The organism is Halomonas sp. BN3-1, from assembly GCF_003056325.1.
GTDB classification, from domain to species: Bacteria; Pseudomonadota; Gammaproteobacteria; order Pseudomonadales; family Halomonadaceae; genus Halomonas; species Halomonas litopenaei.
On the sequence record NZ_PYVV01000001.1, the window covers coordinates 161256 to 186303 of the forward strand.

Annotated in this window: 28 protein-coding genes and 1 other RNA gene; 21 read left to right on the forward strand and 8 right to left on the reverse strand. The window is 64.5% G+C overall.

From position 1 onward, the window contains the following. Positions 1–27: 27 nt before the first annotated feature. Positions 28–1026: a KpsF/GutQ family sugar-phosphate isomerase gene (locus C9F12_RS00735; protein WP_108447960.1), complete on the reverse strand. Its 999-nt coding sequence runs from the start codon at positions 1024–1026 to the stop codon at positions 28–30. A 30-nt stretch (positions 1027–1056) separates the two neighbouring features. After that, complete coding sequence (locus C9F12_RS00740; protein WP_108195019.1) at positions 1057–2007, reverse strand: calcium/sodium antiporter; 951 nt, start codon at positions 2005–2007, stop codon at positions 1057–1059. Between the two features lie 249 nt (positions 2008–2256). Here C9F12_RS00740 and C9F12_RS00745 point away from each other — a divergent pair, with 249 nt between their 5' ends. From C9F12_RS00745 to hisD, 9 genes are all read left to right on the forward strand, one after another. Continuing rightward, positions 2257–3069 carry an ATP-binding cassette domain-containing protein gene (locus C9F12_RS00745; RefSeq protein ID WP_045993258.1) on the forward strand — a complete coding sequence of 271 codons (813 nt, stop codon included), beginning with the start codon at positions 2257–2259 and terminating at the stop codon, positions 3067–3069. Then, entirely contained in the window at positions 3066–3848 is a 783-nt protein-coding gene (gene mlaE / locus C9F12_RS00750; RefSeq protein ID WP_045993259.1) for a lipid asymmetry maintenance ABC transporter permease subunit MlaE, read from the forward strand. Before C9F12_RS00745 ends, mlaE begins: the two co-directional genes overlap by 4 nt. A 17-nt stretch (positions 3849–3865) precedes the next feature. Next, the gene (mlaD, locus tag C9F12_RS00755) at positions 3866–4330 is read left to right on the forward strand and encodes an outer membrane lipid asymmetry maintenance protein MlaD (protein WP_045993260.1); all 465 of its coding nucleotides are present in this window, start codon (positions 3866–3868) and stop codon (positions 4328–4330) included. A 34-nt stretch (positions 4331–4364) separates the two neighbouring features. After that, entirely contained in the window at positions 4365–5015 is a 651-nt protein-coding gene (locus tag C9F12_RS00760) for an ABC transporter substrate-binding protein (protein WP_045993261.1), read from the forward strand. After that, positions 5012–5347, forward strand: a complete 336-nt coding sequence (locus C9F12_RS00765) for an STAS domain-containing protein (RefSeq protein ID WP_240184120.1) — start codon at positions 5012–5014, stop codon at positions 5345–5347. Before C9F12_RS00760 ends, C9F12_RS00765 begins: the two co-directional genes overlap by 4 nt. Before the next feature lie 283 nt (positions 5348–5630). Continuing rightward, positions 5631–5885 (forward strand): BolA family protein, encoded by a 255-nt coding sequence (locus tag C9F12_RS00770; RefSeq protein WP_045993263.1) that lies wholly within the window; start codon positions 5631–5633, stop codon positions 5883–5885. Positions 5886–5898: 13 nt separating this feature from the next. Then, positions 5899–7161 carry a UDP-N-acetylglucosamine 1-carboxyvinyltransferase gene (gene murA / locus C9F12_RS00775; RefSeq protein WP_045993264.1) on the forward strand — a complete coding sequence of 421 codons (1263 nt, stop codon included), beginning with the start codon at positions 5899–5901 and terminating at the stop codon, positions 7159–7161. An 88-nt stretch (positions 7162–7249) separates the two neighbouring features. Continuing rightward, positions 7250–7900, forward strand: a complete 651-nt coding sequence (gene hisG / locus C9F12_RS00780; RefSeq protein ID WP_045993265.1) for an ATP phosphoribosyltransferase — start codon at positions 7250–7252, stop codon at positions 7898–7900. Positions 7901–7966: 66 nt separating this feature from the next. After that, on the forward strand, positions 7967–9280 hold the full coding sequence (hisD, locus tag C9F12_RS00785) for a histidinol dehydrogenase (protein WP_108447962.1): 1314 nt from the start codon (positions 7967–7969) through the stop codon (positions 9278–9280). Positions 9281–9436: 156 nt separating this feature from the next. On the opposite strand, the gene C9F12_RS00790 is transcribed toward hisD, so the two are convergent. Further along, positions 9437–10690 (reverse strand): Do family serine endopeptidase, encoded by a 1254-nt coding sequence (locus tag C9F12_RS00790; RefSeq protein ID WP_045993360.1) that lies wholly within the window; start codon positions 10688–10690, stop codon positions 9437–9439. Positions 10691–10812: 122 nt separating this feature from the next. Between C9F12_RS00790 and C9F12_RS00795 the strand changes: the two genes are divergently transcribed. After that, entirely contained in the window at positions 10813–11574 is a 762-nt protein-coding gene (locus tag C9F12_RS00795; protein ID WP_108447664.1) for a Nif3-like dinuclear metal center hexameric protein, read from the forward strand. 81 nt (positions 11575–11655) lie between these two features. Here the strand turns inward: C9F12_RS00795 and C9F12_RS00800 are convergent, their stop codons facing one another. Then, a complete protein-coding gene (locus C9F12_RS00800; RefSeq protein ID WP_052704392.1) occupies positions 11656–12099 on the reverse strand; it encodes a DUF1043 family protein in 444 nt (147 codons plus the stop codon). Between the two features lie 215 nt (positions 12100–12314). Here C9F12_RS00800 and zapE point away from each other — a divergent pair, with 215 nt between their 5' ends. The 8 genes from zapE (at position 12315) to C9F12_RS00840 (ending at position 18938) form a co-directional block, all read left to right on the forward strand. Next, positions 12315–13481 carry a cell division protein ZapE gene (gene zapE / locus C9F12_RS00805; protein WP_045993362.1) on the forward strand — a complete coding sequence of 389 codons (1167 nt, stop codon included), beginning with the start codon at positions 12315–12317 and terminating at the stop codon, positions 13479–13481. Between the two features lie 221 nt (positions 13482–13702). Next, entirely contained in the window at positions 13703–14131 is a 429-nt protein-coding gene (gene rplM, locus C9F12_RS00810; protein WP_045993422.1) for a 50S ribosomal protein L13, read from the forward strand. 13 nt (positions 14132–14144) lie between these two features. Next, positions 14145–14534, forward strand: coding sequence for a 30S ribosomal protein S9 (gene rpsI / locus C9F12_RS00815; RefSeq protein WP_045993363.1), 390 nt, complete (start codon positions 14145–14147; stop codon positions 14532–14534). Between the two features lie 373 nt (positions 14535–14907). After that, positions 14908–15507, forward strand: coding sequence for a ubiquinol-cytochrome c reductase iron-sulfur subunit (gene petA / locus C9F12_RS00820; protein ID WP_045993364.1), 600 nt, complete (start codon positions 14908–14910; stop codon positions 15505–15507). Continuing rightward, positions 15507–16766: a cytochrome bc complex cytochrome b subunit gene (locus tag C9F12_RS00825; protein WP_045993365.1), complete on the forward strand. Its 1260-nt coding sequence runs from the start codon at positions 15507–15509 to the stop codon at positions 16764–16766. The genes petA and C9F12_RS00825 overlap by 1 nt, the downstream gene beginning before the upstream one ends. Beyond that, positions 16766–17536, forward strand: coding sequence for a cytochrome c1 (locus C9F12_RS00830; protein ID WP_045993366.1), 771 nt, complete (start codon positions 16766–16768; stop codon positions 17534–17536). The genes C9F12_RS00825 and C9F12_RS00830 overlap by 1 nt, the downstream gene beginning before the upstream one ends. Positions 17537–17713: 177 nt before the next feature. Then, a complete protein-coding gene (gene sspA / locus C9F12_RS00835) occupies positions 17714–18340 on the forward strand; it encodes a stringent starvation protein SspA (RefSeq protein ID WP_045993367.1) in 627 nt (208 codons plus the stop codon). 91 nt (positions 18341–18431) lie between these two features. Further along, positions 18432–18938: a ClpXP protease specificity-enhancing factor gene (locus C9F12_RS00840; protein ID WP_045993368.1), complete on the forward strand. Its 507-nt coding sequence runs from the start codon at positions 18432–18434 to the stop codon at positions 18936–18938. 205 nt (positions 18939–19143) lie between these two features. Here C9F12_RS00840 and C9F12_RS00845 read toward each other — a convergent pair whose 3' ends face one another. Genes C9F12_RS00845 through C9F12_RS00860 form a run of 4 tightly spaced genes read right to left on the reverse strand, consistent with a single transcriptional unit; the run spans position 19144 to position 22488 of the window. Next, a complete protein-coding gene (locus tag C9F12_RS00845) occupies positions 19144–19734 on the reverse strand; it encodes a BON domain-containing protein (protein ID WP_108132656.1) in 591 nt (196 codons plus the stop codon). Position 19735: 1 nt separating this feature from the next. Next, positions 19736–20329: a phosphoheptose isomerase gene (locus C9F12_RS00850; RefSeq protein WP_045993370.1), complete on the reverse strand. Its 594-nt coding sequence runs from the start codon at positions 20327–20329 to the stop codon at positions 19736–19738. 43 nt (positions 20330–20372) lie between these two features. Continuing rightward, positions 20373–20747 (reverse strand): YraN family protein, encoded by a 375-nt coding sequence (locus C9F12_RS00855; RefSeq protein ID WP_108132657.1) that lies wholly within the window; start codon positions 20745–20747, stop codon positions 20373–20375. Then, positions 20734–22488, reverse strand: coding sequence for a penicillin-binding protein activator (locus C9F12_RS00860; protein ID WP_108447665.1), 1755 nt, complete (start codon positions 22486–22488; stop codon positions 20734–20736). The genes C9F12_RS00855 and C9F12_RS00860 overlap by 14 nt, the downstream gene beginning before the upstream one ends. 46 nt (positions 22489–22534) lie before the next feature. Between C9F12_RS00860 and rsmI the strand changes: the two genes are divergently transcribed. From rsmI to rsmH, 3 genes are all read left to right on the forward strand, one after another. Beyond that, the gene (rsmI, locus tag C9F12_RS00865; protein WP_108447666.1) at positions 22535–23389 is read left to right on the forward strand and encodes a 16S rRNA (cytidine(1402)-2'-O)-methyltransferase; all 855 of its coding nucleotides are present in this window, start codon (positions 22535–22537) and stop codon (positions 23387–23389) included. A 206-nt stretch (positions 23390–23595) separates the two neighbouring features. Further along, positions 23596–23947, forward strand: an RNA gene (gene rnpB / locus C9F12_RS00870) — RNase P RNA component class A. Positions 23948–24089: 142 nt separating this feature from the next. Beyond that, positions 24090–25046, forward strand: coding sequence for a 16S rRNA (cytosine(1402)-N(4))-methyltransferase RsmH (rsmH, locus tag C9F12_RS00875; protein ID WP_045993374.1), 957 nt, complete (start codon positions 24090–24092; stop codon positions 25044–25046). Positions 25047–25048: the final 2 nt, after the last annotated feature.

Below are 25048 nucleotides of genomic sequence, written 5' to 3' on the forward strand. Positions count from 1 at the left end.
CGTTCCTTGTAAAGGGATAAATGAGGCTCAGATGACACCGGCGGCCAGCAGGTCGTGCATATGCAGTGCACCGACTGGGCGCTGCTCGTCATCGACCACCGCCAGGGCGGTGATCCGGCCTTCTTCCATCAGCTTGACCGCCTCCGCCGCCAGGGTGGCGGGGCCGATGCGTCGCCCGGGGGTGGTCATCACGTCATCCACGGTAAGCGAGCTGAAGTCCTGATGGCGATCCAGGGTGCGGCGCAGGTCGCCGTCGGTATAGACCCCGGCCAGGGTGCCGTCGGGGGACACCACGCAGGTAAAGCCAAGGCCCTGGCGGGTGATCTCGAGCAGGGCGTCGCGCAGCGGTGAGCCAGACGGCACCGAGGGCAGGCGGTCGCCGGTGTGCATCAGATCGGCCACGGTCAACAGCAGTCGCTTGCCCAGGCTGCCGCCCGGATGGGACAGGGCGAAATCCTCGGCGGTGAAGCCGCGGGTCTCGAGCAGCGCCACCGCCAGGGCGTCGCCCAGCGCCAGCGCTGCGGTGGTCGAAGAGGTCGGGGCCAGGTCCAGCGGGCAGGCCTCGCGCTCGACCCCTGCGTATAGATGGGCCTCAGCGTGGCGGGCCAGGGTCGACTGTGCTCGGCCGGTCATGCTGATCAGTGGAATGCCCATGCGCTTGAGTAGCGGCAGCAGGGCAGTGACCTCGGCGGTTTCGCCGGAGTTGGACAGTGCCAGGACGACGTCGCCGGGCGTGATCATGCCCAGGTCACCATGACTGGCTTCACCGGGATGGACAAAGAAGGCCGGCGTGCCGGTGCTTGCCAGGGTGGCGGCGATCTTGCCGCCGACATGTCCCGACTTGCCCATGCCGGTGACGACCACCCGGCCGCGGCAGGCCAGCAGCAGTTGGCAGGCACGGTCGAAGTCGCCGTCGAGACGCCCGATCAGGGCGTCGATGGCGTCACGTTCCAGCTCCAGGGTGCGTCGTGCGATATCGCGGACGCTCAGGGTCGGCGTCTGCGCCGAGGAGGGGTGTTTGCTCATGGCCATGATTGTTGCCGTTTACTGCCGTTGTCACAAGGGGCCTGCCGCGACCGAAAGGCCGAGCCAGGTCAGATAAAGCGCATAGGTGCAGGCCAGCAGCGCGCCGATCCAGCGCCCCAGGCGCCCGCGGCGTTGCCACAGCAGCAGCGCCGCCAGCAGCAGCGTCAGGCCAAGCATTACCGGAAAGTCGCGGCCGGCGGCAGCGGGATCGGTGGCTCCCGGCGCCAGCAGCGCCGGTACCGGCAGTACCGCAAGCATATTGAACAGGTTGGAGCCGATGACGTTGCCGATGGCCAGATCGTGGTGGCGCTTCAGCGCGCTGGCCACGCAGGCGGCGAGTTCCGGCAGGCTGGTGCCGATGGCGACGACGGTCAGACCGATCACCAGCTCGCTTACGCCAAAGGTGCGTGCCAGCTCAGTGGCGCCCCAGACCAGGGCTCGGGAGCTGGCGATCATCACCGCCAGGGTCAGCACCAGCCAGCCGATGGCCTTGCCCAGTGCCATGCCGGGAATGTCGTCGGCCATCTCCTGTTCGGCCTCGTCGGCGCGAAACAGCCACCACAGGCTGAATACCAGCAGCGCGATCAGCAGGGCCGCGTCGAGGCGATCGAGGCTGCCATCGGCCAGGGCGTAGCCGGCGAGGCCGGTGGCGCCCAACAGCAGTGGCAGCTCGCGGCGCACGATGGTGAAGCGCACCGGGATCGGCACCACCAGTGCAGTCACGCCCAGTACCAGCGCGATGTTGGCGATATTGGAGCCCAGCGCATTGCCGGTGGCCAGGTCGGGGGCGCCATCCAGCGAGGCCATCACCGAGACCACGATTTCCGGGGCAGAGGTGCCGATGGAGACGATGGTCATGCCGACCAGCATGATGCTCATGCCGGCGCGGTAGGCGGTGGCGGCGGCGGCGCCGACAAAGCGATCCGCGCTCCAGAGCAGGCCCACCAGGCCCAGGGCGACGACGACAGACGGTAACAGCATGGAGAACGACTTGGTTGCAGAAAGGGCGCCCATTGAACCCTTAGATAAACCTGCGCGCAAGCGCGCAACCGGGGCACTGGCATGCTGCATTTGAGTTAAGATACGATGTTCGAAAACCGAGCGCGGCTCAAGGCGCTCTATTCTCAAGGTTCGGGCTCAGGTCTGGCCAGGCGTCGAATCCGAGGATTCGGGGCGGGCGTCCGGTCTGAACCGCCGGTTCACGGTGATACTGACTCTATAGGGACTGCGATGACGGCTTCCTCCTTGGTGGAGGTGGAGAATCTGCATTTCACGCGCGGCGACAGGGATATCTTTCGCGGCGTGGATCTCTCCATACCCCGCGGCAAGATCACGGCCATCATGGGGCCAAGTGGCACCGGGAAGACTACCCTGCTGAAACTGATCGGGGGGCAGCTCAACCCCAGTGGCGGACGCGTCCTGATCGATGGTCAGGACGTCCATCGCCTGTCGCGCAAGGATCTGTTCCAGATGCGTCGGCGCATGGGCATGCTGTTCCAGAGTGGCGCGCTGTTTTCCGATCTCAGTGTCTACGAGAACGTGGCCTTTCCGCTGCGGGTGCACACCGATCTGCCGGAAAGCATGGTGCGTGACGTGGTGCTGATGAAGCTCGAGGCGGTGGGGCTGCGTGGGGCCAGGGACTTGATGCCAGCAGAGCTGTCCGGCGGCATGACACGGCGTGTGGCGCTGGCGCGGGCGGTGGCGCTGGATCCTGAATTGATTCTCTACGACGAGCCCTTCGTCGGCCAGGATCCGATCTCCATGGGTGTGCTGGTCCAGTTGATTCGGCGGCTGAATCAGGCGCTGGGCTTGACGGCGGTGGTGGTCTCCCATGATATCAAGGAGACCCTGTCCATCGCCGACTACGTCTACGTGGTCGCCGACGGGCGGGTCATGGCCCACGGCACGCCGGCGTCGCTGGACGTGGAACAGGACGCCCGAGTCAGTCAGTTCGTGCATGGTGAGCCGGACGGCCCTGTGCCGTTTCACTACCCGGCCAACGATTTTCACGATGACATTCTGGGCCAGGGGAGCCGTCCATGATCGAACGAATCACCCATATGGGACGGCGCGGCTGCGACCTGCTGGAGGCCGTCGGCCGGGCCAGCATCTTTCTCGGCCAGTCCATGCTGGGGCGCCCCTCGGCAGAAGGGTTCAGCCTGTGGGTGGCCCAGGTCTATGCGGTCGGTGTGCTGTCGTTGGCCATCGTGCTGGTGTCGGGGCTGTTCATCGGCATGGTGCTGGCGCTTCAGGGTTACACCATCCTGGTCGGGTTCGGTGCCGAGGACGCGCTCGGCCAGATGGTGTCGTTGGCCCTGTTGCGTGAACTGGCGCCGGTGGTGGCGGCGCTGTTGTTCGCCGGGCGCGCGGGCTCGGCATTGACCGCCGAGATTGGCCTGATGAAGGCCACCGAGCAGCTGACCAGCATGGAGATGATCGGCGTCGATCCGCTGCGTCGTATCGTGGCGCCACGCCTGTGGGCGGGGTTCGTCTCGCTGCCGCTGCTGACCATCGGCTTCAGCGTGGTCGGCGTGTACGGCGGCTACCTGGTCGGGGTCGAGTGGCTCGGGGTGTTCGAAGGCTCGTACTGGGGCAACATGCAGGCCAGCGTCGGCTTCTTTACTGATATCGGCAACGGCGTGGTCAAGAGCATCGTGTTCGCCATAGTGGTCACCTGGATTGCCGTGTTCCAGGGGTATGATCTGGTGCCGACCTCGGAAGGTATTTCGCGGGCCACCACCCGTACCGTGGTGTATTCCTCCCTGGCCGTGCTGGGCTTGGATTTCGTTCTTACCGCCGTGATGTTCGGCGGGCTTTCCTGATTCTGCGGAGACTGTCCATGAAGCGCAGCAAGACGATGGAGTTTGGTGTGGGCCTGTTCATGCTGGCCGGTATCCTGGGGCTGGTATTCCTGGGGCTCAAGGTCAGCGGCCTGGACCTGCAACGTGCCGACGACACCTACGAGCTCCGGGCCAACTTCGCGAATATCGGTGGGCTCAAGCCGCGGGCACGAGTGACGATGGCCGGGGTGACCGTGGGACGGGTAGAGAGCATCGAGCTGGATACCGAGTTCTACGATGCCGTGGTGGTGATGTCGCTGGACAGCTCCCTGGCCGGCAAGCTGCCGGATGACAGCACCGCGGCGATCCTTACCTCGGGCCTGCTTGGCGAGCAGTACATCGGGCTGTCGGTCGGGGGATCACCGGAGATGATCGCCGAGGGTGAGGCGATTCGTGATACCCAGTCCGCGCTGGTGCTCGAGGAACTGATCCAGCAGTTCGTGTCCAATCTGACGAAAGACTGATCCGGCAGTTTCCGGAGATACAAGGAGGCAACCCATGACCCGTTCTTTGCCCGCAATGGTTCACCTGCGCCGCTGGTTGATGGCGCTGATGATGGTGCTGGCCAGTCTGCCGGCCATGGCCCAGCAATCCCCCGAACAGCTGATTCGCGACAGCGTCAATGATCTGATGGGGATGATCGGCGGCCGAGAGGCCTACTTCATGGACCGTCCCGACGAGCTCAAGCAGATGGTCGACGAGAGTCTGCGTGGCGTCGCCGACTTTCGCTACATCGGCGCCAGTGTGATGGGCCGCTACTTCAACAATGCCACGCCGGAGCAGCGTTCGCGCTTCGTCGAGGTGTTCAAGCAGACCCTGCTCGACACCTATGCCAAGGGCCTGGTGACCTTCGAGTACAAGGAAGTTCGCGTGCTCGATAACCAGTCCGCCTCACGCTATGACGATCAGGACAGCGTCGAGATGGAAGTGGTGGCCACCGATGGCACCATCTACCCGGTCAACTACACCCTGCGCAAGTCCAACGGCCAGTGGCGGGTGGTCAATGTCATCGTCAATGGCATCAATCTCGGTCTGACCTTCCGCAACCAGTTCGATCAGGCCATGCGTGACCACAACCGTGACTACGACGCCGTGATCAACAACTGGTCGCCGGATGTCGGCGTCGACGAACTGGAGCGCGGTGCGTGAGCGTGTTGATGGAAGTGGCGTCGGCCCGCCTGCTCGAGGACGGAAATACACTCCGGGTGTGTGGCAAGGTCGACTTCGACGGGGCCGCGGACATGGCCGAGGCAGGCCGTGAGTGGCTCCAGAGTCGGGCATCGGGCACCTCGGTGTGCCTCGACCTGAGCGAGGTGGAGCACGTCTCCAGCGCGGCGCTGACCATGATGCTCGAGTGGGCGCGTACCATTCGTCGGATCGGGCTGTCGCTCAACAGCATCAAGCTGTCGGCGCAGCTCAGGCAGTTGACCGAGCTGGCCGGTCTGGATGATCTGTTGCCTTCCAGCACCGTTACCGCCTAGCGGCGGTTGTCTGGCTGCTGGTGTCCGTGATGCGTCTGGTTCGACGTCTGAATCCAGCGCCTTGATCTGGGCTGCTCGTCCTCGCCGCTAGCCCTTCCGGCACCCCCGACCACCGCAAGGTGGCCGGGGGTGTCTTTTTTGTGACGGATGTATAGGTGGAAACCTCGCTGCGTCATCGCCAAGCGCGCCGCTTTTCTTTACCATATGCCCTTTGAGTTTTTTCGGGACGTCACGGCGAGGCCGTGGGCGTCTCCCGTCATTGGTCTGGTCAAGGAGCAGGTGCATGCAACCCAGCGACGTCAAAGCGCTGCTCGAGAGCCGTGTCGACGGCTGTGAATTTCATATCCAGGGTGAAGGCTGCAACTTTCAGGTGATTGCGGTGGGCGAACGCTTCGCCGAGCTGTCACCGGTCAAGCGTCAGCAGGTCATCTATGGTGCGCTGTCCGAGGAAATCGCCTCCGGCGCCCTTCATGCGGTCAGCATCAAGACCTATACCCCCGCACAGTGGCAGGCTGCCGCCGAAAACACCGGAGCCTGATGGTACCGCCTTCATGGACAAATTGATCATTACCGGCAACGGACCCGCCGAGGGCGACGTCTGGGCCAGTGGCGCCAAGAATGCAGCGCTGCCCATCCTGTGCGCCACCCTGCTGTCCGAAGAGCCGGTCACCATCGGCAATCTTCCCCATCTGCAGGACATCACCACCACCCTGGAACTGCTCGGCCACATGGGCGTGCAGGCGGTGATGGGCGAAAAGATGTGCATTCAGCTCAACGGAGCCCAGGTCAGCGATTGCCACGCGCCCTATGAGCTGGTCAAGAAGATGCGCGCCTCGATCCTGGTGCTGGGACCGCTGCTCGCCCACTTCGGCAAGGCCGACGTGTCGCTGCCGGGCGGGTGCGCCATCGGCTCGCGTCCGGTGGACCTGCACATTCGTGGCCTCGAGGCCATGGGTGCCGATATCCGGGTCGAGGGTGGCTACATCCGTGCTACCACGCCGGGCCGCCTCAAGGGCGCCACCATCTTCTTCGATACCGTGACCGTGACCGGTACCGAGAACCTGCTGATGGCCGCGACCCTGGCCGACGGCACCACGGTGCTCGAGAACGCCGCCAAGGAACCCGAAATCGTGGATCTGGCCGAATGCCTGATCAAGATGGGTGCCGATATCCGTGGTCACGGTACTGACACCATCACCATCGAAGGGGTGGAGCGGCTCCACGGGGCTCGCCACGACGTCATGCCGGACCGTATCGAGACCGGCACCTTCCTGGTCGCAGCGGCGCTCAGCCGTGGCCGCGTTCGGGTGCGTCGTACCCGTGCCGACATTCTCGAGGCGGTGCTGGCCAAGCTCGAGGAGGCGGGGGCCAGGATTACCACCGGTGAGGACTGGATCGAGCTGGACATGGAAGGGCGCAGGCCCAGGGCGGTCAATATCAGGACCGCTCCGTATCCGGCCTTTCCCACCGACATGCAGGCCCAGTTCGTGGCCATGAATGCGGTGGCCGAGGGCTCCTCGCGAGTGGTCGAGACGATCTTCGAGAATCGTTTCATGCACGTGCAGGAGTTGAACCGCATGGGCGCCAACATCGCCCTGGAAGGCAACACTGCCGTCATCGAAGGCGTCGAGCATCTGTCCGGTGCACCGGTGATGGCCACCGATCTGCGCGCTTCGGCCTCACTGGTGATCGCGGCGATGATGGCCAAGGGCGAGACCCTGGTCGATCGTATCTACCACATCGATCGCGGCTACGAATGCATCGAGGAAAAGCTCCACCTGCTGGGTGCTCGGATCAAGCGCGTCCCGGGCTGAGCTTTCTTCGCCCAGCCGGCTCGGACTGCCCGAGCCGGCGCGGGGAAACACGCCACATTGACTTCCAACCCGACAACCGGGCGAGACCATGAGCAAGCAATTGATAGTGGCGCTCTCCAAGGGGCGCATTCTCGACGAGACGCTGCCACTGCTGGCGGATGCCGGCATCCGGCCCGCCGAGGACCTGGGCAAGAGTCGCAAGCTGTTGTTCGACACCAATCTGCCAGACGTCAAGCTGGTGGTGATTCGTGCCACCGATGTGCCGACCTATGTGCAGCTGGGGGCGGCGGACCTGGGGGTGGCCGGCAAGGATGTGCTGCTGGAGCACGGTGCCGAGGGGCTGTATGAGCCGCTGGACCTCAATATCGCGCGTTGCAAGCTGATGACGGCTGGTATTCAGGGTGCCGAGCCCGCCCGTGCCCGGCGTCGGGTGGCGACCAAGTTCGTCAATGTGGCGCGGCGCTATTACGCCGAGCAGGGCATCCAGGCCGAGGTCATCAAGCTGTACGGTGCGATGGAGCTGGCGCCGCTGATGAACCTGGCCGACGAGATCGTCGATATCGTGGATACCGGCAATACGCTGCGTGCCAACGGTATGGAGCCACGGGAACTGATGGCCCATATTAGCACCCGGTTGGTGGTCAATCAGGCCTCGATGACCATCAAGCATGATCAGATCAAACCGCTGCTGCGCCGCTTGAGCGACGCCGTCGAGGCGCGGCGGCAGGCGGCAAGCTGAGCGCACCAGCCAACGGAACCCGAGGGTTCTCAACGTATGGCCAAGACAGAAGCGGAGATTTCCGACATGAGCCAAGACACGCCCCTGGTGGCCCGACTCTCGACCCGGGACGAGGATTTCGAGTCCCGTCTCACCGACCTGCTGGCGTGGGAAGGCGTGTCGGACCATGGTGTCCAGCAGGCGGTCTCCGAGATCATCAGCCAGGTGCGTCGGGAGGGGGATGCCGCCCTGGTGGCGCTGACCTGTCGCCTCGATCGCCTCGAGGCCTCGAGCATGGCGGATCTGACCCTGGGGGCTGATCGTCTCGAGGCCGCCTACGCGTCTCTGCCCGACGACCAGCGTCAGGCGCTGGCCACCGCCGCCGAGCGTATCCGCGTCTACCACGAACGCCAGAAGCCCACTTCCTGGCAGTACACCGAAGACGACGGCACCGTGCTGGGGCAGAAGGTCACGCCGCTGGATCGCGCCGGTATCTACGTGCCCGGCGGCAAGGCCGCCTATCCCTCATCGGTGCTGATGAACGCTGTGCCGGCCCACGTGGCGGGAGTGCGGGAGATCATCATGGTGGTGCCCACGCCCGACGGCGTGGTCAACGATCTGGTGCTGGCGGCGGCGCATCTAGCCGGGGTGGACAAGGTGTTTACCCTGGGCGGTGCCCAGGCCGTGGCGGCGCTGGCCTATGGCACCGAAAGCGTGCCCAGGGTCGACAAGATCGTCGGGCCGGGCAACATCTATGTGGCCACCGCCAAGCGCGCGGTCTTTGGTCAGGTGGGGATCGACATGATCGCCGGGCCTTCCGAGATCCTGGTGGTGTCCGACGGCCAGACCGATCCTGACTGGCTGGCCATGGACCTGTTCTCCCAGGCAGAGCACGACGAAGACGCCCAGGCGATCCTGGTCAGCTGGGACGTGGAGCATCTGGCGGCGGTGGAAGCGTCCATGGAACGGCTGCTGCCGACGCTCGAGCGCGAAGCCATCGCCGGGGCCTCGCTGCGTACGCGCGGTGCGCTGATCGCCTGTCGTGACGAGGGCGAGGCGCTGGAGTTGATCAATCGCATCGCGCCGGAGCACCTGGAGTTGTCGGTGGAGCACCCGGAGCGACTGGCGGAGCAGGTGCGCCACGCCGGAGCCATCTTCATGGGACGGCATACCGCAGAGGCGCTGGGCGACTACTGCGCTGGTCCCAACCACGTGCTGCCGACCTCGGGTACGGCGCGCTTCTCGTCACCGCTTGGCGTCTATGACTTCCAGAAGCGCTCTTCGATCATTCACTGCTCGCCACAGGGGGCGTCTACCCTGGGCAAGACCGCCTCGGTGCTGGCTCGTGGTGAATCGCTGACCGCCCACGCGCGTTCGGCGGAGTACCGCATCAAGGATTGAAGCGACGCAGGGCCGGTGGTCGTTGTGACCGAGCGCCCCCGGCCCCAGACAGGCATCCAGACATGAAAAGGCCCGGAGCAATTCCGGGCCTTTTCATGTCTGGACGGTGGGGCACGCTTGGACACTGCTTCTGCGTTACCCACCTCGGGGTGCGTCTCAGGGGGCTGACTGGCTGCTGCCGGTCTGCTGCGACTGGGATTGGGGCGTGGGGCGCTCGCCGACTTCCAGTTCCACCTCGATCGGCTTGCCGTCGCGGGCGACGCTGACGGTCAGGGTGGTGCCGGGAGCCACCGCAGCGATGTCGCTCATGGTCCGACGCGGATCGATCACCGCGCGACCGTCGACCTCGAGCAGTACGTCTCCGGGTTTCAGTCCCGCCCGGTCGGCCGGTCCCTGGGACACCACGCCGGCGATGATTACCCCGGCTGGCGCCTGCAGGCCGAAGGAAGCGGCCAGTTCCTGGTTCAGCTCCTGGGCCTCGATGCCGAGCCAGCCGCGGATGACCCGGCCGTGGGTGACCAGCTCGTCGAGGATGCTGCGGGCCAGGTTGGCCGGGATCGCGAAACCGATACCCTGGGAGCCCCCCGAGCGGGAGAAGATGGCGGTGTTGATGCCGACCAGGGCGCCGTCGGGGTTGATCAGGGCGCCGCCGGAGTTGCCCGGGTTGATCGCCGCATCGGTCTGGATGAAGTCCTCATAGGCGTTGAGTCCCAGATGGCTGCGACCGGTGGCGCTGATGATGCCCATGGTCACCGTCTGGCCGACCCCGAAGGGGTTGCCGATGGCCAGCGAAACGTCGCCCACCGCGACCTTGCGCGAGTCGGTCAGCTCGATCACCGGCAGGTCGCCGAGATCGATCTTGAGTACCGCCAGGTCGCTTTCGGGATCGGTGCCGATGACCCGGGCCAGGGTCTCGCGGCCGTCGCGCAGCGCCACCTGGACCTGGTCGGCGCCGCTGATCACGTGGTGGTTGGTCAGCACGTAGCCGTCCTCGCTGACGATGACGCCGGAGCCAAGGCTCGAAAGCATGCGTTGGCGCGACGGCACGTCATTGTTGCCAAAGAACTGGCGGAAGAAGGGGTCTGACATCAGCGGGTGGGTTTCCCGTTCCACGACCCGCGAGGAGTAGACGTTGACCACCGCGGGCGCGGCCTTCTCCACTGCCTCGGCGTAGCTCACGGGGCCGCCACGGCGGTCCAGCGGCGCAGCCTCCTTGACCTCGGGGGCAGGACGTTGCGGTGCCTGCTGCTCGGTGGTTGTCGCTGGTGGCGTGGCGGGAACTACCGTCAGGCTGTCACCGCTCGGTGACGGTAGTCTGCCGAGCCGTTCGGGGAAGGCATTGATCAGCACGATGGCGAGCAGAATGCCGATGAGGACCGGCCAGATATAGGTCGAGAGGGTGCGTCGCATGCGGCGATGATCCTTGGCGCTTGGCAGTGAGGCGGTCGCGGGCCGGCGGGGCGGTGCGTACAATGTGCGCCATTGTAGCATCGCCAACCTGATGCTTGTTTGGAGCTATTTCAGGAGATCTCATGATAGACCGCGACGAACTGGTATCGGCCTGCGAGCAGCTGCTGGAGGCCCGGCGCTTCAAGGACTACACCGAGAACGGGCTGCAGGTGGAGGGCGCACGCACGGTCACCCGTGTGCTCTCCGGCGTCACCGCCTGTCAGGCGCTGCTTGACGAGGCGGTGCGCTGGCAGGCCGATCTGGTGCTGGTGCACCACGGCTACTTCTGGAAGAACGAGCCGGTGGCGGTTACCGGCATGAAGCGCCGGCGGCTGTCGACTCTGCTGGCCAACGACATCAACCTGCTGGCCTACCACCTGCCATTGGACGCCCATCCCGAGCTTGGCAACAATGCGACCCTGGCGCAGCGCCTGGGGTGGACGGTGGAGGGAACGCTGGACGCGCCCATGGGCGAAGGGCTTCTGTGGCACGGTCGGCTGGAAAGGCCAATGGGCGTTGCCGAGCTGGCTGCCCAGGTAGGAGCGTCGCTGGCACGCGAGCCGTTGGTGATCGAGGCGCCTGGTACCGAGGCGGTGAGTCGAATCGCCTGGTGTACCGGCGGCGCCCAGGACATGATCATCCCGGCCGCCGAGGCCGGTGCCGAGGTGTTCGTTTCGGGCGAGATATCCGAGCGCACAACCCACCTGGCGCGGGAGATGGGGATCCACTATCTGGCAGCGGGTCATCACGCCACCGAGCGCTACGGCGTCCAGGCGTTGGGTGAATGGCTGGCGCAGCGCTTTGGTGTCGAGCACCGCTTCGTCGACATCGACAACCCTGCCTGAGCAGCAAGCGCCATCGACCGCTTGTGTCGCTGCCAACGCCAGAGCCCGCACCAGTGTGCGGGCTCTGTCATGGCGGGGTGGTCAGTAACGTGGCGGGCGCGGTTCTGCGTTCTGGTCGTCATTGGCCTGGCGCAGACCGAAGTCCTCTGACAGGGTGCCGCGGTTGCCGTCGGCGTAGTCCCGCGGAATGGCGATATCATCGCTGGTCTCGCCGGGTTCGCTGGGCGGTGTCACCTCGCCGCCGATGGCCTTGCTGCCAAGCTGGCGCGCCGACTCGTGAAGTTGGCGCTGCAGGGTGAGGGCGTCATCGCAGACCTGCCGGGCCAGGTCGTCCATCTGTTGCAGGTGGTCGTCGACACCGTCTTTCCACTCGGTCAGCTGGCGTTCCCGTTCGGTCAGCTTGAGGCGCAGCCTTTGGGCACTGCGTGCGCCGCCGTTGAGCAGGTGGTAGCCCAGTGCGCCGAGTCCAATTCCGGCCACCAGGCAAGCCGCCGCCAGGATCATGTTGAAGTTGCTTGGTTCCACGTAGTTCTCCCTGAGCTCTTTCGGACGACCCGCGGCCGCCGCCGGCCTGGCCGACGGCCCATTATAGAGGCGTTGGCTCATAAAGGGTCAATGGCCTGGGGCCTCCCTTGTCGTGCTGGCGTGATGCGCTGTTGCCGGTCGCGGCCTGGGACCTGCCATTCCTGTGTGGTCTGCGTATAATGCGGCTCCGAACTTGTTGACAGTCAGGACGCTACATGAGCTCTTCCCCGTCGAGCAGTGGTCGGCCAGAAACTCCGCTGGAACGCTACCGGCGCGACCTCCAACGTGATGATTTCACGGAGGATGCCGCCCAGGCCAATGCCGTGGCGCATCTGCAGCGACTGTATGACGAGCTGGTGGCAGCGCCCAAGGCCAAGGCGCCGGCGGCGGCGCGCGACGGCTGGGCGTCGAAGGTGAAGGGCCTGTTCGGGCGCAAGGAGGAAGAGCAGGAGCCGGCGCTGCCAGCCATCTCCGGGCTCTATTTCTGGGGCGGCGTCGGTCGTGGCAAGACCTACCTGGTCGACACCTTCTACGAAGCGCTGCCGTTTCCCCAGAAGATGCGCACCCATTTCCATCGCTTCATGCAGCGTGTCCACAACGAGCTGGATCACTGCAAGGGCGAGAAGAACCCGCTCCGGCTGATCGCCGGCAAGTTTGCCGAGGAGGCGAGGGTGATCTGCTTTGACGAATTCTTCGTCAAGGACATCACCGATGCCATGATTCTGGCCAATCTGCTCGAGGCGTTGTTCGAGCGCGGTGTGGTGCTGGTCGCCACCTCCAACATCGTGCCGGACGATCTGTACAAGGATGGCCTGCAGCGCTCTCGCTTTCTGCCGGCCATCGATCTGCTCAAGCGCCACTGTGAGGTGGTCAACGTCGATTCCGGCGTCGACTATCGACTGCGGGCGCTGGAGCGCGCCGAGATCTTCCATTCGCCGCTGGACGAGGCGGCGGATCAGGAGCTCGAGCGCAGCTTTCGCGAGATCGCCGGTCAGGCGGGGGAAGAGCAGGTGCCGGTGGAGATCAACCATCGCATCCTCAAGGCGCGTCGACTGCACGAGGACGTGGTCTGGTTCGACTTTCTCGAGCTGTGCGACGGGCCGCGCAGTCAGAACGACTACATCGAGCTGGCTCGCGAGTTCCACACGGTCCTGGTGTCCTGTGTGCGGCGCATGGACGCCGCCACCGACGATCAGGCCAGGCGCTTCATCAACATGGTCGACGAGTTCTACGACCGTGGCGTCAAGCTGTTGATGTCCGCCGAAGCGCCGGCAGAGGCGCTCTATGAGGGTGGCAAGCTGGAGTTCGAGTTCGAGCGCACTCTGTCCAGGCTTCAGGAGATGCAGTCCCGGGAGTACCTGGCGCTGCCCCACAAGCCTTGAGCCGACGGTGATTGCGTGTGTCCGAGGGGGTGACGGCACGCTTTCGCTCATGTAGAATGCGCGCTCGCTCGACCGTTGTGGCGGCATCGTCCGGATTTCCGGGTGCCGCGCAACCAAGAAAAATAGGGATGATCTCTTCGCGGCGTGGTCTCGCTGAACACCTGTCGGGTGTCCACAACACGACGAAAGGGATCCAACACATCGAATTGGTGATTTCATCCATGAAGACGTTCAGTGCTAAGCCGCAGTCCGTCCAGCGCGACTGGTATGTCGTCGATGCCGCGGACAAGACGCTCGGTCGTCTGGCTACCGAAATTGCTCGCCGCCTGCGTGGCAAGCACAAGCCGGAATACACTCCTCACGTTGATACCGGCGACTACATCGTCGTGATCAATGCCGAGAAGGTTAAGGTCACCGGCAACAAGGCCAGCGACAAGATGTACCATCGTCACACCGGTTACCCGGGTGGCCTGCGTTCCATGACCTTCAGCCAGCTGATCGACCACGCTCCCGAGCGTGTCATCGAAGGTGCCGTCAAGGGCATGCTGCCGAAGGGTCCGCTGGGCCGTGCCATGCACGCCAAGCTCAAGGTCTACGCCGGTTCCGAACATCCGCACGCTGCCCAGCAGCCGCAAGAACTGAACATCTGAGGGGATCTTCGCCATGACACAGCAGTATTACGGTACCGGGCGCCGCAAGACCTCAACCGCGCGCGTCTTCCTCAAGCCGGGCACCGGCAAGATCACCGTCAACAGCCGTGACCTGAACGAATACTTCGGTCGCGTGACTGGCCGCATGGTGGTTCGCCAGCCGCTGGAACTGACCGAGACCCTCGGCCAGTTCGACGTCTATGTCACCGTCAAGGGTGGCGGCGGCAGCGCCCAGGCCGGCGCCATTCGTCACGGCATCACCCGTGCCCTGATGCAGTACAACGAGGACTTCCGTCAGCCGCTGCGTGCTGCCGGCTACGTCACTCGTGACGCACGTGAAGTCGAGCGTAAGAAGGTCGGTCTGCGCAAGGCGCGTCGTCGCCCGCAGTTCTCCAAGCGTTAATCACCCACGCTTGCCGATCAACAACGCCCGGGCCATTGGCCCGGGCGTTGTCGTGTCCGGGGTTCGAAAAATTGTGTGCTGTAGTGCTCTGGTGGTGGGGATCATCGGGTCGCCTGGCGGCGCTTGTTTCCCTCGTTAATCTGTCATCGTCTATGCCTTTTGAGCCGCCCTGTCCCTCAAGGCGAACAGGCACAGTGGTATAAAGTTGTTCCACGTCAATTGTCTGGGGCTTGCGCAGGGGGTCTGGGTCAGCCGGCTTCTTGTGCCGGTGGGGGGGATTTCCTAACATACAATCCACTTGTATCCGTGGTCACGGACATTCAAGGGGCCGTGAAAACAACAACGGATAAAGTCTGATGGGAGAAACCAGATCATGGCAGACAACGGCGTGAACAAAGGGCGACGCCGTTTCCTCGTAGGGGCGACCTCCGTAGTTGGAGCAGTCGGCGCCGTCGGGGTAGCGGTACCCTTTGTGGCTTCCTGGCAGCCTAGTGCCAGGGCTCGGGCGGCGGGTGCGCCCGTTCAGGCGGATATTTCGAAGCTCGAACCCGGGCAGCGAATGACCGTCGAGTGGCGGGGCCGTCCTGTATGGGTCATCAATCGCACGCCGGAGATGATCGAACGTACCGAGGCGTTGACCGACGAGGTGCTGGCAGACCCGGATTCCGCCAAGCCGATGCAGCCGGACTATGCCGGCGGTTCGCTGCGCTCCATTCGGCCCGAGATCGGTGTGCTGGTTGGCATCTGTACGCATCTGGGCTGTTCACCGCTGTTCAAGCCGGAGCCCAACGCCGAAGGCGTCGGTGTCGATGACTGGCCCGGTGGCTTCTTCTGCCCGTGCCATGGTTCGCGCTTCGACCTGGCGGGCAGGGTGTTTCGCAATGTGCCCGCTCCGGTGAACCTGGAAGTTCCACCCTACTACTTTGTCAACGAGTCGGTCATCGTGGTCGGCGAAGACGGGGAGGGCGCATAATGGCGAATCCCAACAAGGCCAAGGCCGAACGCGGTTTCATGCGCTGGGTCGATGATCGCTTCCCCGCCACCCAGATGTGGCAGGAGCATCTGTCCGAGTACTACGCGCCCAAGAACTTCAACTTCTGGTACTTCTTCGGCTCCCTGGCGCTGCTGGTGCTGGTCAATCAGATCCTCACCGGTGTCTGGCTGACCATGAGCTTCAACCCCAGCGCCGAGGGTGCCTTCGCCTCCGTCGAGTACATCATGCGTGATGTCGAGTACGGCTGGCTGATCCGCTACATGCACTCCACCGGCGCCTCGGCGTTCTTCCTGGTGGTCTACCTGCACATGTTCCGCGGCCTGCTCTATGGCTCCTACAAGGCGCCGCGCGAGCTGGTGTGGATCTTCGGCATGGCGATCTACCTGGCGCTGATGGCCGAAGCCTTCATGGGCTATCTGCTGCCCTGGGGACAGATGTCCTACTGGGGTGCCCAGGTCATCATCTCGCTGTTCTCCGCCATCCCGAGTATCGGTCCCGACCTGGCCCAGTGGGTGCGCGGTGACTATCTGATCTCCGGGATCACGCTGAACCGCTTCTTTGCCCTGCACGTGGTGGCGCTGCCTATCGTGATACTGGCGCTGGTGGTGTTGCACATCATTGCCTTGCACGAGGTGGGGTCCAACAATCCCGACGGCATCGATATCAAGGCCAAGAAGGACGAGACCGGCAAGCCGCTGGACGGCATTCCCTTCCATCCGTACTACACGGTGAAGGATATCGTCGGAGTGGCGGTGTTCCTGTTCGTGTTCTGCGCGGTGATCTTCTACTTCCCCGAAGGCGGCGGCTACTTCCTCGAGAAGCCCAACTTCGAGCCGGCCAACCCGCTGAAGACGCCGGATCATATCGCCCCGGTGTGGTACTTCACGCCCTTCTACGCGATCCTGCGCGCCATCACCTTCTCGCTGTTTGGGCTGGACGCCAAGTTCCTCGGGGTCATCTTCATGGGGGCGGCCATTGCGGTGCTGTTCGTGCTGCCCTGGCTCGACCGCTCTCCGGTGCGCTCCATGCGCTACAAGGGCTGGATCTCCAAGGTGATGCTGGTGCTGTTCGCGATCAGCTTTGTCATCCTCGGGGTGCTCGGGGTGCTGCCGCCGACCGGCGCCAGGACACTGCTGGCCCAGATCTGCACCGTGATCTACTTCGCCTTCTTCGTGTTGATGCCCATCTATACGCGGCTGGAGAAGACCAAACCCGTTCCTGAAAGGGTGACTGGCTAATGAAAAAGCAACTGTTCGCACTGCTCTTCGCGCTGGTCCCGCTTTGCTCCTTCGCCGCGGGTGGCGAGGGGGTGCACCTGCGCAGCATGTCGCCGGATCTGGAGAACCAGGCCTCGCTGCAGAACGGGATGAAGCTCTACGTCAACTACTGCATGGGCTGTCATTCCCTGGAGTACCAGCGTTTCTCCCGCGCGGCCGAGGATCTGGGGATGCCCCAGGATCTGGTCGAGGACAATCTGATCTTCTCGCCGGAACTGGGGTACAACGACCAGATGCACAAGGCGATGAGCGCCGAGGATGCCGAGGTATGGTTCGGCAAGGCGCCGCCGGATCTGACCCTGGAAGCCAGGCTGCGCGGCACCGACTGGATCTACAGCTATCTGCTGAGCTTCTATCGTGACAGCGAGCGTGCCACCGGGGTCAACAATGTGGTGTTCCCGGCGGTGGGCATGCCCAACGTGCTCGAGCCGCTGCAGGGGGTGCAGGAGAAGGTCTGTGCAGCCTCCGACCATGCGGTCGGTGACGCCGAACTCGATCCGCTGACCGGCAAGTACCAGTCCTGCGAGACCCTGCAGGTGACGTCGCCGGGCAGCATGGAGCCCAAGGAGTTCGAGCAGGCGGTGTATGATCTGACCAACTTCCTGGCCTACGTGGGCGAGCCGTCCAAGCTGCATGCCCAGGCGTTGGGACCGAAGGTGCTGATCTTCATCCTGCTGTTTGGCATCATCGCCTACTTCCTCAAGCGCGAGTACTGGCGAGACATTCACTGACCGATTGGTCCACCATGGCGGGCGCGGGGTCGATGACCACGCGCCCGTTGCCTTTTCTGGTATCATCGTTGCGCCCGGGCGGACCCGCTGCGGGAGCAAAGATGTGCCCCTGATGCCCCCCCGAGAAGGGGGTTGTCGTGTTATCATCCCGGCTTGAACTGATGCGAGGATTGTTTCATGGGTGTAGTGGCCAAGCGGTCGTCGATGATCTTCTACTCCGGTGGCGAGGACCATTTCAGCCATCGTGTACGGATCGTGCTGGCTGAGAAGGGCGTGGCCGTGGATATTGTCGAGGTGACCGACGACAAGCATCCCGAGGAGTTGGCGGACCTGAACCCTTACAACAGCGTCCCCACGCTGTTGGATCGTGACCTGGTGCTCTACGAGTCCAAGGTCATGATGGAGTATCTGGACGAGCGTTTCCCGCACCCGCCGTTGCTGCCGGTCTATCCTGTCGCGCGTGCCCAGAGCCGACTGTGGATGCATCGTATCGAGCGCGAGTGGTGCCCGATGGTCGATCGCATCCTGTCCGGCAGCAAGAAGGAAGCCGACAAGGCGCGCAAGGAGCTGCGTGAAAGCCTGATCGGTATCTCGCCGATCTTCGAGGACATGCCCTTCTTCATGAGCGAGGAGTTCACCCTGGTGGACTGCTGCCTTGCGCCGATCCTGTGGCGTCTTCCTGCGCTCAATATCGAGCTGCCCGAGAAGCAGGTACGGCCGCTGATGGGCTACATGGAGCGCGTGTTCGCCCGTGATGGCTTCCGTGCTGCGCTGTCCGAGGCCGAGCGCGAAATTCGTCCCTGATGTTTTGCTTGAACGGAATGCCTGAGCCGTGTGTGTCCGGTCGCCACCGGAGTCGCCCGAGTTCCCATTCGCCAACCAAGAGGGCCATATCATGAAGTCGAGCCGTCCCTACCTGGCCAGGGCGCTGTACGAGTGGCTGCTGGATAATGAATTGACGCCGTATATCGTCGTCGATGCGGAGTACGAGAACGTCGAGGTTCCCAGGCAGTTCGTGCAGAACGGCCAGATCGTGCTGAACCTTGGCCCTACCGCCGTGCGTGATCTGGACATGGGCAACGACGTGATTCGTTTCTCGGCGCGCTTCAGTGGCAAGTCGGAGTTGCTGTTTGTACCGCTGCCTGCACTGATTGCCCTGTACGCCCGCGAGAACGGCGTCGGCATGGTCTTTGGTCACGAGCCTGAGCTTCCCGTCGAAGAGGCCAACGACGTCGATGCGCCGGCCCTGGAGAGCGTCAAGGATTCGTCAGAGGAGGAGTCTCCTGCCGCTTCCGATGAGGACGCAGGCGGTGAGTCCGATGGCGGCGATGGCGTGGATGAAGGTGTCGAGAGGTCCAAGCCGCCTCGCAAGGGGCGTCCATCCCTCAGGGTGATCAAGTAAGGCCATCGGGCGCATCGCGCTCTAAAGGTGGTCGGCGGCGAGCTGTCGTCGGCTTGATCTGCTGGAAAAGCGTGACCTCTTCACAAGCGGGACCTCTTCACAAGCGTGATCTCATAAAAAGCGGCGAGCCCTCAGGCTCGCCGCTTTTTTGTGCATCTTTTGCGCTTGAGGGGCGTGCCTTCTTGCGAGGGCACGCCTGTCGCCATCAGTCGATGTAGTCGAATACCTTGACGATACGCTCCATGCCGCCGGCGTTGGATACCACATTGACCGCACGGTCGGCCTCGGCGTGGGTCACCAGGCCCATCAGGTAGACGGTAGCGTTCTCGGTGACCACGGTGATGCGGCCGGAGTCGACCTGATCGCTGGTGGCGAGGGCGGTACGTGCCTTGGTGTCCAGCCAGGCGTCGTTGAGGCGCTGACTGGTGGGCAGGTTGGCCGCCACGCTGAGTTCATTGTGGACCCGGCGAACGTTGCGCACCTGGCTGACGATCTCTTCGGCGCGCTGCTTGAGCTCTTCGCTGGGGACCTGGCCGGTCAGCAGTACCACGCCGTTGTAGCTGTCGACGTTGATCCTGGCGTCCTTCAGGCGTGCATCGACGCGTCCCAGGTTGTGGGCGGCCTTGGTCTCGATGCTCTCGTCCTCGACGGTCGCGCCCAGGGTGCGCTCGCCGTAATCCTCGTCGATGGTGCCGGGGTTGGTCACCGAGGTTACGGTGGTGCAGCCGGCCAGCAGGGCGGACAGCAGCAGGGCGGTCATCAGGGGGCGTGTCGAACGGGAATCGCGTTGCGTCATGTTATTCACTCGCACCAAAGAGTTGTTCGTCGATAAGGTCACACAGGCAGTGGATCACCAGCAGGTGAACCTCCTGAATACGGGCCGTGGAGGTGGCCGGCACCCGGATCTCGCAATCGTCCTGTCCCAGCAGGGAGGCCATGTTGCCGCCGTCCCGTCCAGTCAGGGCCACCACCGTCATGTCACGGTCATGAGCGGCCTGGATGGCCTGGATGACATTGGCCGAGTTGCCGCTGGTGGAAATCGCCAGCAGCACGTCGCCAGGCTGGCCCAGGGCGCGCACCTGCTTGGAGAACACCTCGTTGTAGCTGTAATCGTTGGCGATGGAGGTCAACGTCGAGGTGTCGGTGGTCAAGGCCAGGGCCGGCAGACTGGGGCGCTCGCGCTCGAAGCGATTAAGCAGTTCGGAGGAGAAGTGCTGGCTGTCGCCGGCGCTGCCGCCGTTGCCACAGGCGAGAATCTTGCCGTCGGTGACCAGGCTCTGGACCATCATCTGGCTCGCGACCTCGATGAACGGTGGAAGCACTTCGCTGGCGTAGGTCTTGGTGTCGATACTGTCGTTGAACTGTCCGAGAATTCGGCTCTGGAAATCCATGCTGCCTTCCTGGTCCATGGGGGCTCGCCGGGAGCCCGCTGTGTCAGTTTGCTTCGAATGCACCGGCGATCCACTGGATGTCGAGGCTCGGTGACGAGCCGGTAACGGCCAGGACATCGAAGCGGCAAGGACATGATAGCCCGTTGCGGTGGAGATAAAAACGCGCCGCCTGGATCAGGCGGCGTTGTTTGGTGATGGTGATGGTTTCTGCAGGATGGCCGTGGCGGATGCTGCGGCGGTGGCGCACTTCGACGAACACCAAGGTCTCGCCGTCGCGCATCACCAGATCGATCTCGCCTCCCTTGGCGCGCTGGTTGCGCGAGATCGCTATCAGTCCACGCTGGCACAGCCAGGCCTCGGCGTGACGCTCGATGGCCTGGCCGCGGGCGACGGCGTCTATGGCGTCAGGGCGCCGCATCACCGAGGCCGTCACTGAACACGGGTGCCGGCACGCCGCTGCTGAACTGCGCCCATGGCAGTTCGCGGTAGATGCGGCCATCGCCGGCGGCGCTCAGGGTGCCGGTAGCGCCCTGCATGCGTGAACCCGGCAGGGCCTGGATCTGCGGCATGCGGCGTGCCAGTTCGTAGGCGTCGACGCCCATCGCCATCAGGCGGAAGATGGCTGGCTTGTTCTCGGCCTTGAGCTCTTGATAGGTGTCGTAGAATGGGAGGGCCTCGGCACCGCCCACGGCGGCGTCCGGAATGTTCCAGGGAATATCGGGGAACTGCACGCCGTCGAGGTCGCGGTCCAGGCGCGACTGAGGGGTGCCTTCGTAGAGGTGTGAGGTGGCGTACACCGGTAGATCGGAGGCCGAATAGTATTCCAGTGTCGGCGGCACCTGGCGGGCGAAGTCCGGCAGGGCCAGCAGGAACAGCATGTCCGGACGCGGGTTGCTGATGGCGCGGCGGGTGCTGTCGGTGGCCGAGGCGCCGGGGTTGTAGCGCACTGCCGTGGCGATATCGCCGCCCAGTTCGCTCCAGGTGTTCCAGAAGGCCTCGCCGACCCGCTGACCCCAGTCGTTGTCCGGTACCAGCATGGAGGCGCTGCGGTGGCCGTCCTGCCAGCCGCGGCGGGCCGCCTGGCGGGCTTCGTCTTCTGCCGACAGGCCGTACTCGTAGAGGTTCTTGGTCTGGTTGGAGGCGGACTGGCCGTAGTTCAGCGCCAGGGTCGGCAGGGGCACCTCGGCGCGGCTTTCGAGTCGGGTCACGTCGCTCTTGTCCAGCGGGCCGATGACCACCTGGGCGCCGCTGCTCTGGGCCTGCTGATAGAGTTCGTCGAGATTGCCGTTGGAGGCGTCGAAGAAGCTGAGCTGGGCCCCGTTTCCGCCGCCGTTGACCACATTGGCCTGGTGGCTGCGAATTCCCTTTTCGATGGCGTCGGCGACGCCGGAAAGCGGGCCCGACTCGGGCAGCAGTACCGCGATGCTCTGCACGCTCTTGCCACGCAGTTCACGCAACTGGGTGATCTGGGTAGGCAGGCGACGGTTGGCGGGGTGGTCCGGATTAGCCACGCGCCAGTCATCGAGACGAGCGAATAGTCTCTGGATGTCACCGCCGCTCTGGTTGACCAGGCGGGTCAGCTCGAGCCAGCCGGTGACGATGGCATTGCCGGGCTCTTCAAGTGCCTCGAGCTGGCGGCCGTTGAGTGCGCTCAACTGGTCCCAGATGGCGTCGTTGATGTCCTCGCGGCCGGTGGCGCTCTGCACCTGCATCAGCAGGCGAGCCGACTCGAGTGGTTCGCCCAGCTGGCCCAGCGCCAGCCCCTGGCGCAGGCGCAGCAGATTGGCTTCGTCGTTGGGCAGCTGCATCTCGTCGAGCACGCTGGCGGCTCTGACGACCGCCTGGGGATCGCCCTCACTGTCCCCCAGTTCGGACAGCAGCAGTGCCCACTGACGCCGGCTGTCGCCGGAGAGCTGGCTGTCGTCCAGGCTGTTGAGGACTTCCAGTGCCTGGGGGCGGCGTCCGGAGCGTGCTAGGATGTCGGCCGCCCTCAGCCGGGTCTGCGCCGCTTCGGTGCCTTGTTGCTGGGCGGCTTGCGCCAGTAGTTGGTCCGGGTCGTCGTCCATGGCCCGCTGTACGATGCTCGGCGTGAAGCTGCAGCCGGCCAGCGTGATGGCCAGTACAGCGGCGGCCACGGGGCCGCGAGTCAAAGTCCTCATGAATCCTTCCTTGTCCGTGTTCCGGATGGCAGCCCAGGGAGCCAAGATGTCAGAAGCGAAAGCTGGTTCATTGTACGTGGTCGCCACGCCAATTGGGAATCTGGAAGATCTCAGTCCCCGCGCCGCCCAGGTGCTGGGCCAGGTGGCGTTGGTCGCGGCGGAGGATACCCGCCACAGTGGCCGCCTGATGCGTCATCTCGGTCTGTCGCCGGCGATGATTTCCGTGCACGACCATAACGAGGCGTCCCGAGTCGAGACGCTCAGGCAGCGGCTCGCCCAGGGCGACGACGTGGCGCTGATCAGTGATGCCGGGACTCCCTTGATCAGCGATCCCGGCTACGTCGTGGTGCGTGAGCTCAGGGCGGCGGGTTTTCGGGTGGTGCCGATCCCCGGTCCCTGCGCCCTGGTCACTGCGCTGTGTGCCGCCGGGCTGCCTACCGATCATTTCAGTTTTCATGGCTTCCTGCCGGCCAAGGGTGCGGGGCGGCGAGCGCGCATCGAGGCCTGGAGGAATTCACCCGTCACCCAGGTCTGTTACGAGTCTCCCCATCGTATCCGCGACACCCTGGCCGATCTGGCCGCCGTACTGGGCGAGCGCAGAGTGGTGCTCGGGCGTGAGTTGACCAAGACCTTCGAAACCTTCCTCGACGGCAGCGCCGCGGAGCTGCTGACACTGATGGAGTCTGACCCTGATCAGGCGCGTGGCGAATTCGTGGTGATGGTGGCCGGGGCCTCGGGGCCGGCACCGGACCAGCGAGCGGTGGATGATGAAGCGCTGCTGCGCGCGCTGCTGGCCGAAGGGGTGGGGGTCAAGCAGGCCGCGGCCGTGGCCGCGCGCGTGCTCGGCGGGCCGAAGAAGCAGTGGTACGCCCAGGCGCAGGCGTTGAAGGACGCCGATTGAATCCAGTCCCGGTTCGCTGCCAGGTGGTCGTTAGGACGAGCTATGGGGTGTCCCGGGCCCGTCACGGCAAGGCGGGGATTGAGGGCGTCGAGAGGGCGTCGAGAGGGCATCGGGATCGATCGCCTGAAGAGGCTGGGGGTTGTCCCAGGCCCGTCACGGCAAGGCGGGGATTGAGGGGGTGGCAGGGCACTGGTATGCTTGCCGCGGGAGTTGGCCAGACAGTCGCCGCCGCTTGATGCGGGGGAGGAAAGTCCGGGCTCCATAGGGCGGAGTGCCAGGTAACCCCTGGGCGGCGTGAGCCGACGGAAAGTGCAGCAGAGAGTAGACCGCCTACGTCTCCCTCGGGAGGCCGGCAAGGGTGAAAGGGTGCGGTAAGAGCGCACCGCGCGCCTGGCAACAGTGCGTGGCACGGTAAACCCCACTCGGAGCAAGACCAAATAGGAACCCGTTGGCGTGGCCCGCGCTGGGTTCGGGTAGGTTGCTTGAGGGTAGTGGTGACACTGCTCCTAGAGGAATGACTGTCCTCGACAGAACCCGGCTTATCGGCCGACTCCCCATTTTTCTTGCGCGCTCGGGCCTGGCTCGAGCGGCGCGATCACTAGTTTGTGCGGCCAGGAGTCCAGTGGCGTGAGGGTTTTCCACCGCTGACGGCGCTGACGGCTGGCCGCGCGTAGGAACACCGCCGTCGAACGAGACCCGCATGCCGTCACCTTCCCCTGAATCCTCCGTGCGCGGCTTCGCTCATGAAAGCGTCCTGCTCGACGGTGCCGTCGACGCCCTGGTGCATGATCCCGCCGGCGTATATCTGGATGGCACCTTCGGACGAGGCGGTCATTCCCGCGCCATCCTTTCCCGCCTTGCACAAGACGGCGGCCTGCTGGCCCTTGATCGCGACCCCCAGGCGATCGCCGAGGCGGCCAGCATCGATGACCCACGCTTTACCATCGAACGTGCCGAGTTTGCGCGGCTGAGAGAGGTCGCCCGCGATCACGGCCTGGATGGCAAGCTGTCCGGTATCCTGCTCGACATTGGCGTGTCCTCGCCTCAGCTTGACGATCCCGATCGCGGTTTCAGCTTTCTGCGCGACGGCCCGCTGGACATGCGCATGGACCCGACCCAGGGCGAGAGCGCGGCCCAGTGGATTGCGCGGGTGGGCGAGGCCGAGATGGCTTCGGTGTTCAAGCGTTACGGCGAGGAGCGCTACGCTCGTCGGCTGGCGCGGGCCATCATCGCTCGGCGCCAGGAACGGCCTTTCACCCGCACGGCCGATCTTGCCGAGGTGGTCAAGGCCGCCCATCCCGCCTGGGAGAAGGGCAAGCATCCCGCCACTCGCGTGTTCCAGGCCATGCGTATCGAGATCAACGGTGAGCTCGATCAGCTCGATCAGGCGCTGGAAGCCGCGCTGGAGGCACTGGCGCCCGGGGGGCATCTGGTGGTGATCAGCTTCCACTCGCTGGAGGATCGACGGGTGAAGCGATTTATCCGCGATCACGTCAAGGGCGATACCCAGGTGCCCCGGGGTATACCGCTACGCGACGATCAGATCGCGCGACGGCTGGAGTCACTGGGCAAGGCGATGAAGGCCAGCGCCGAAGAGGTCGAGGCCAATCCACGCTCCCGCAGCGCCGTCATGCGCATGGCGCGCAAGCGCTACTGAGG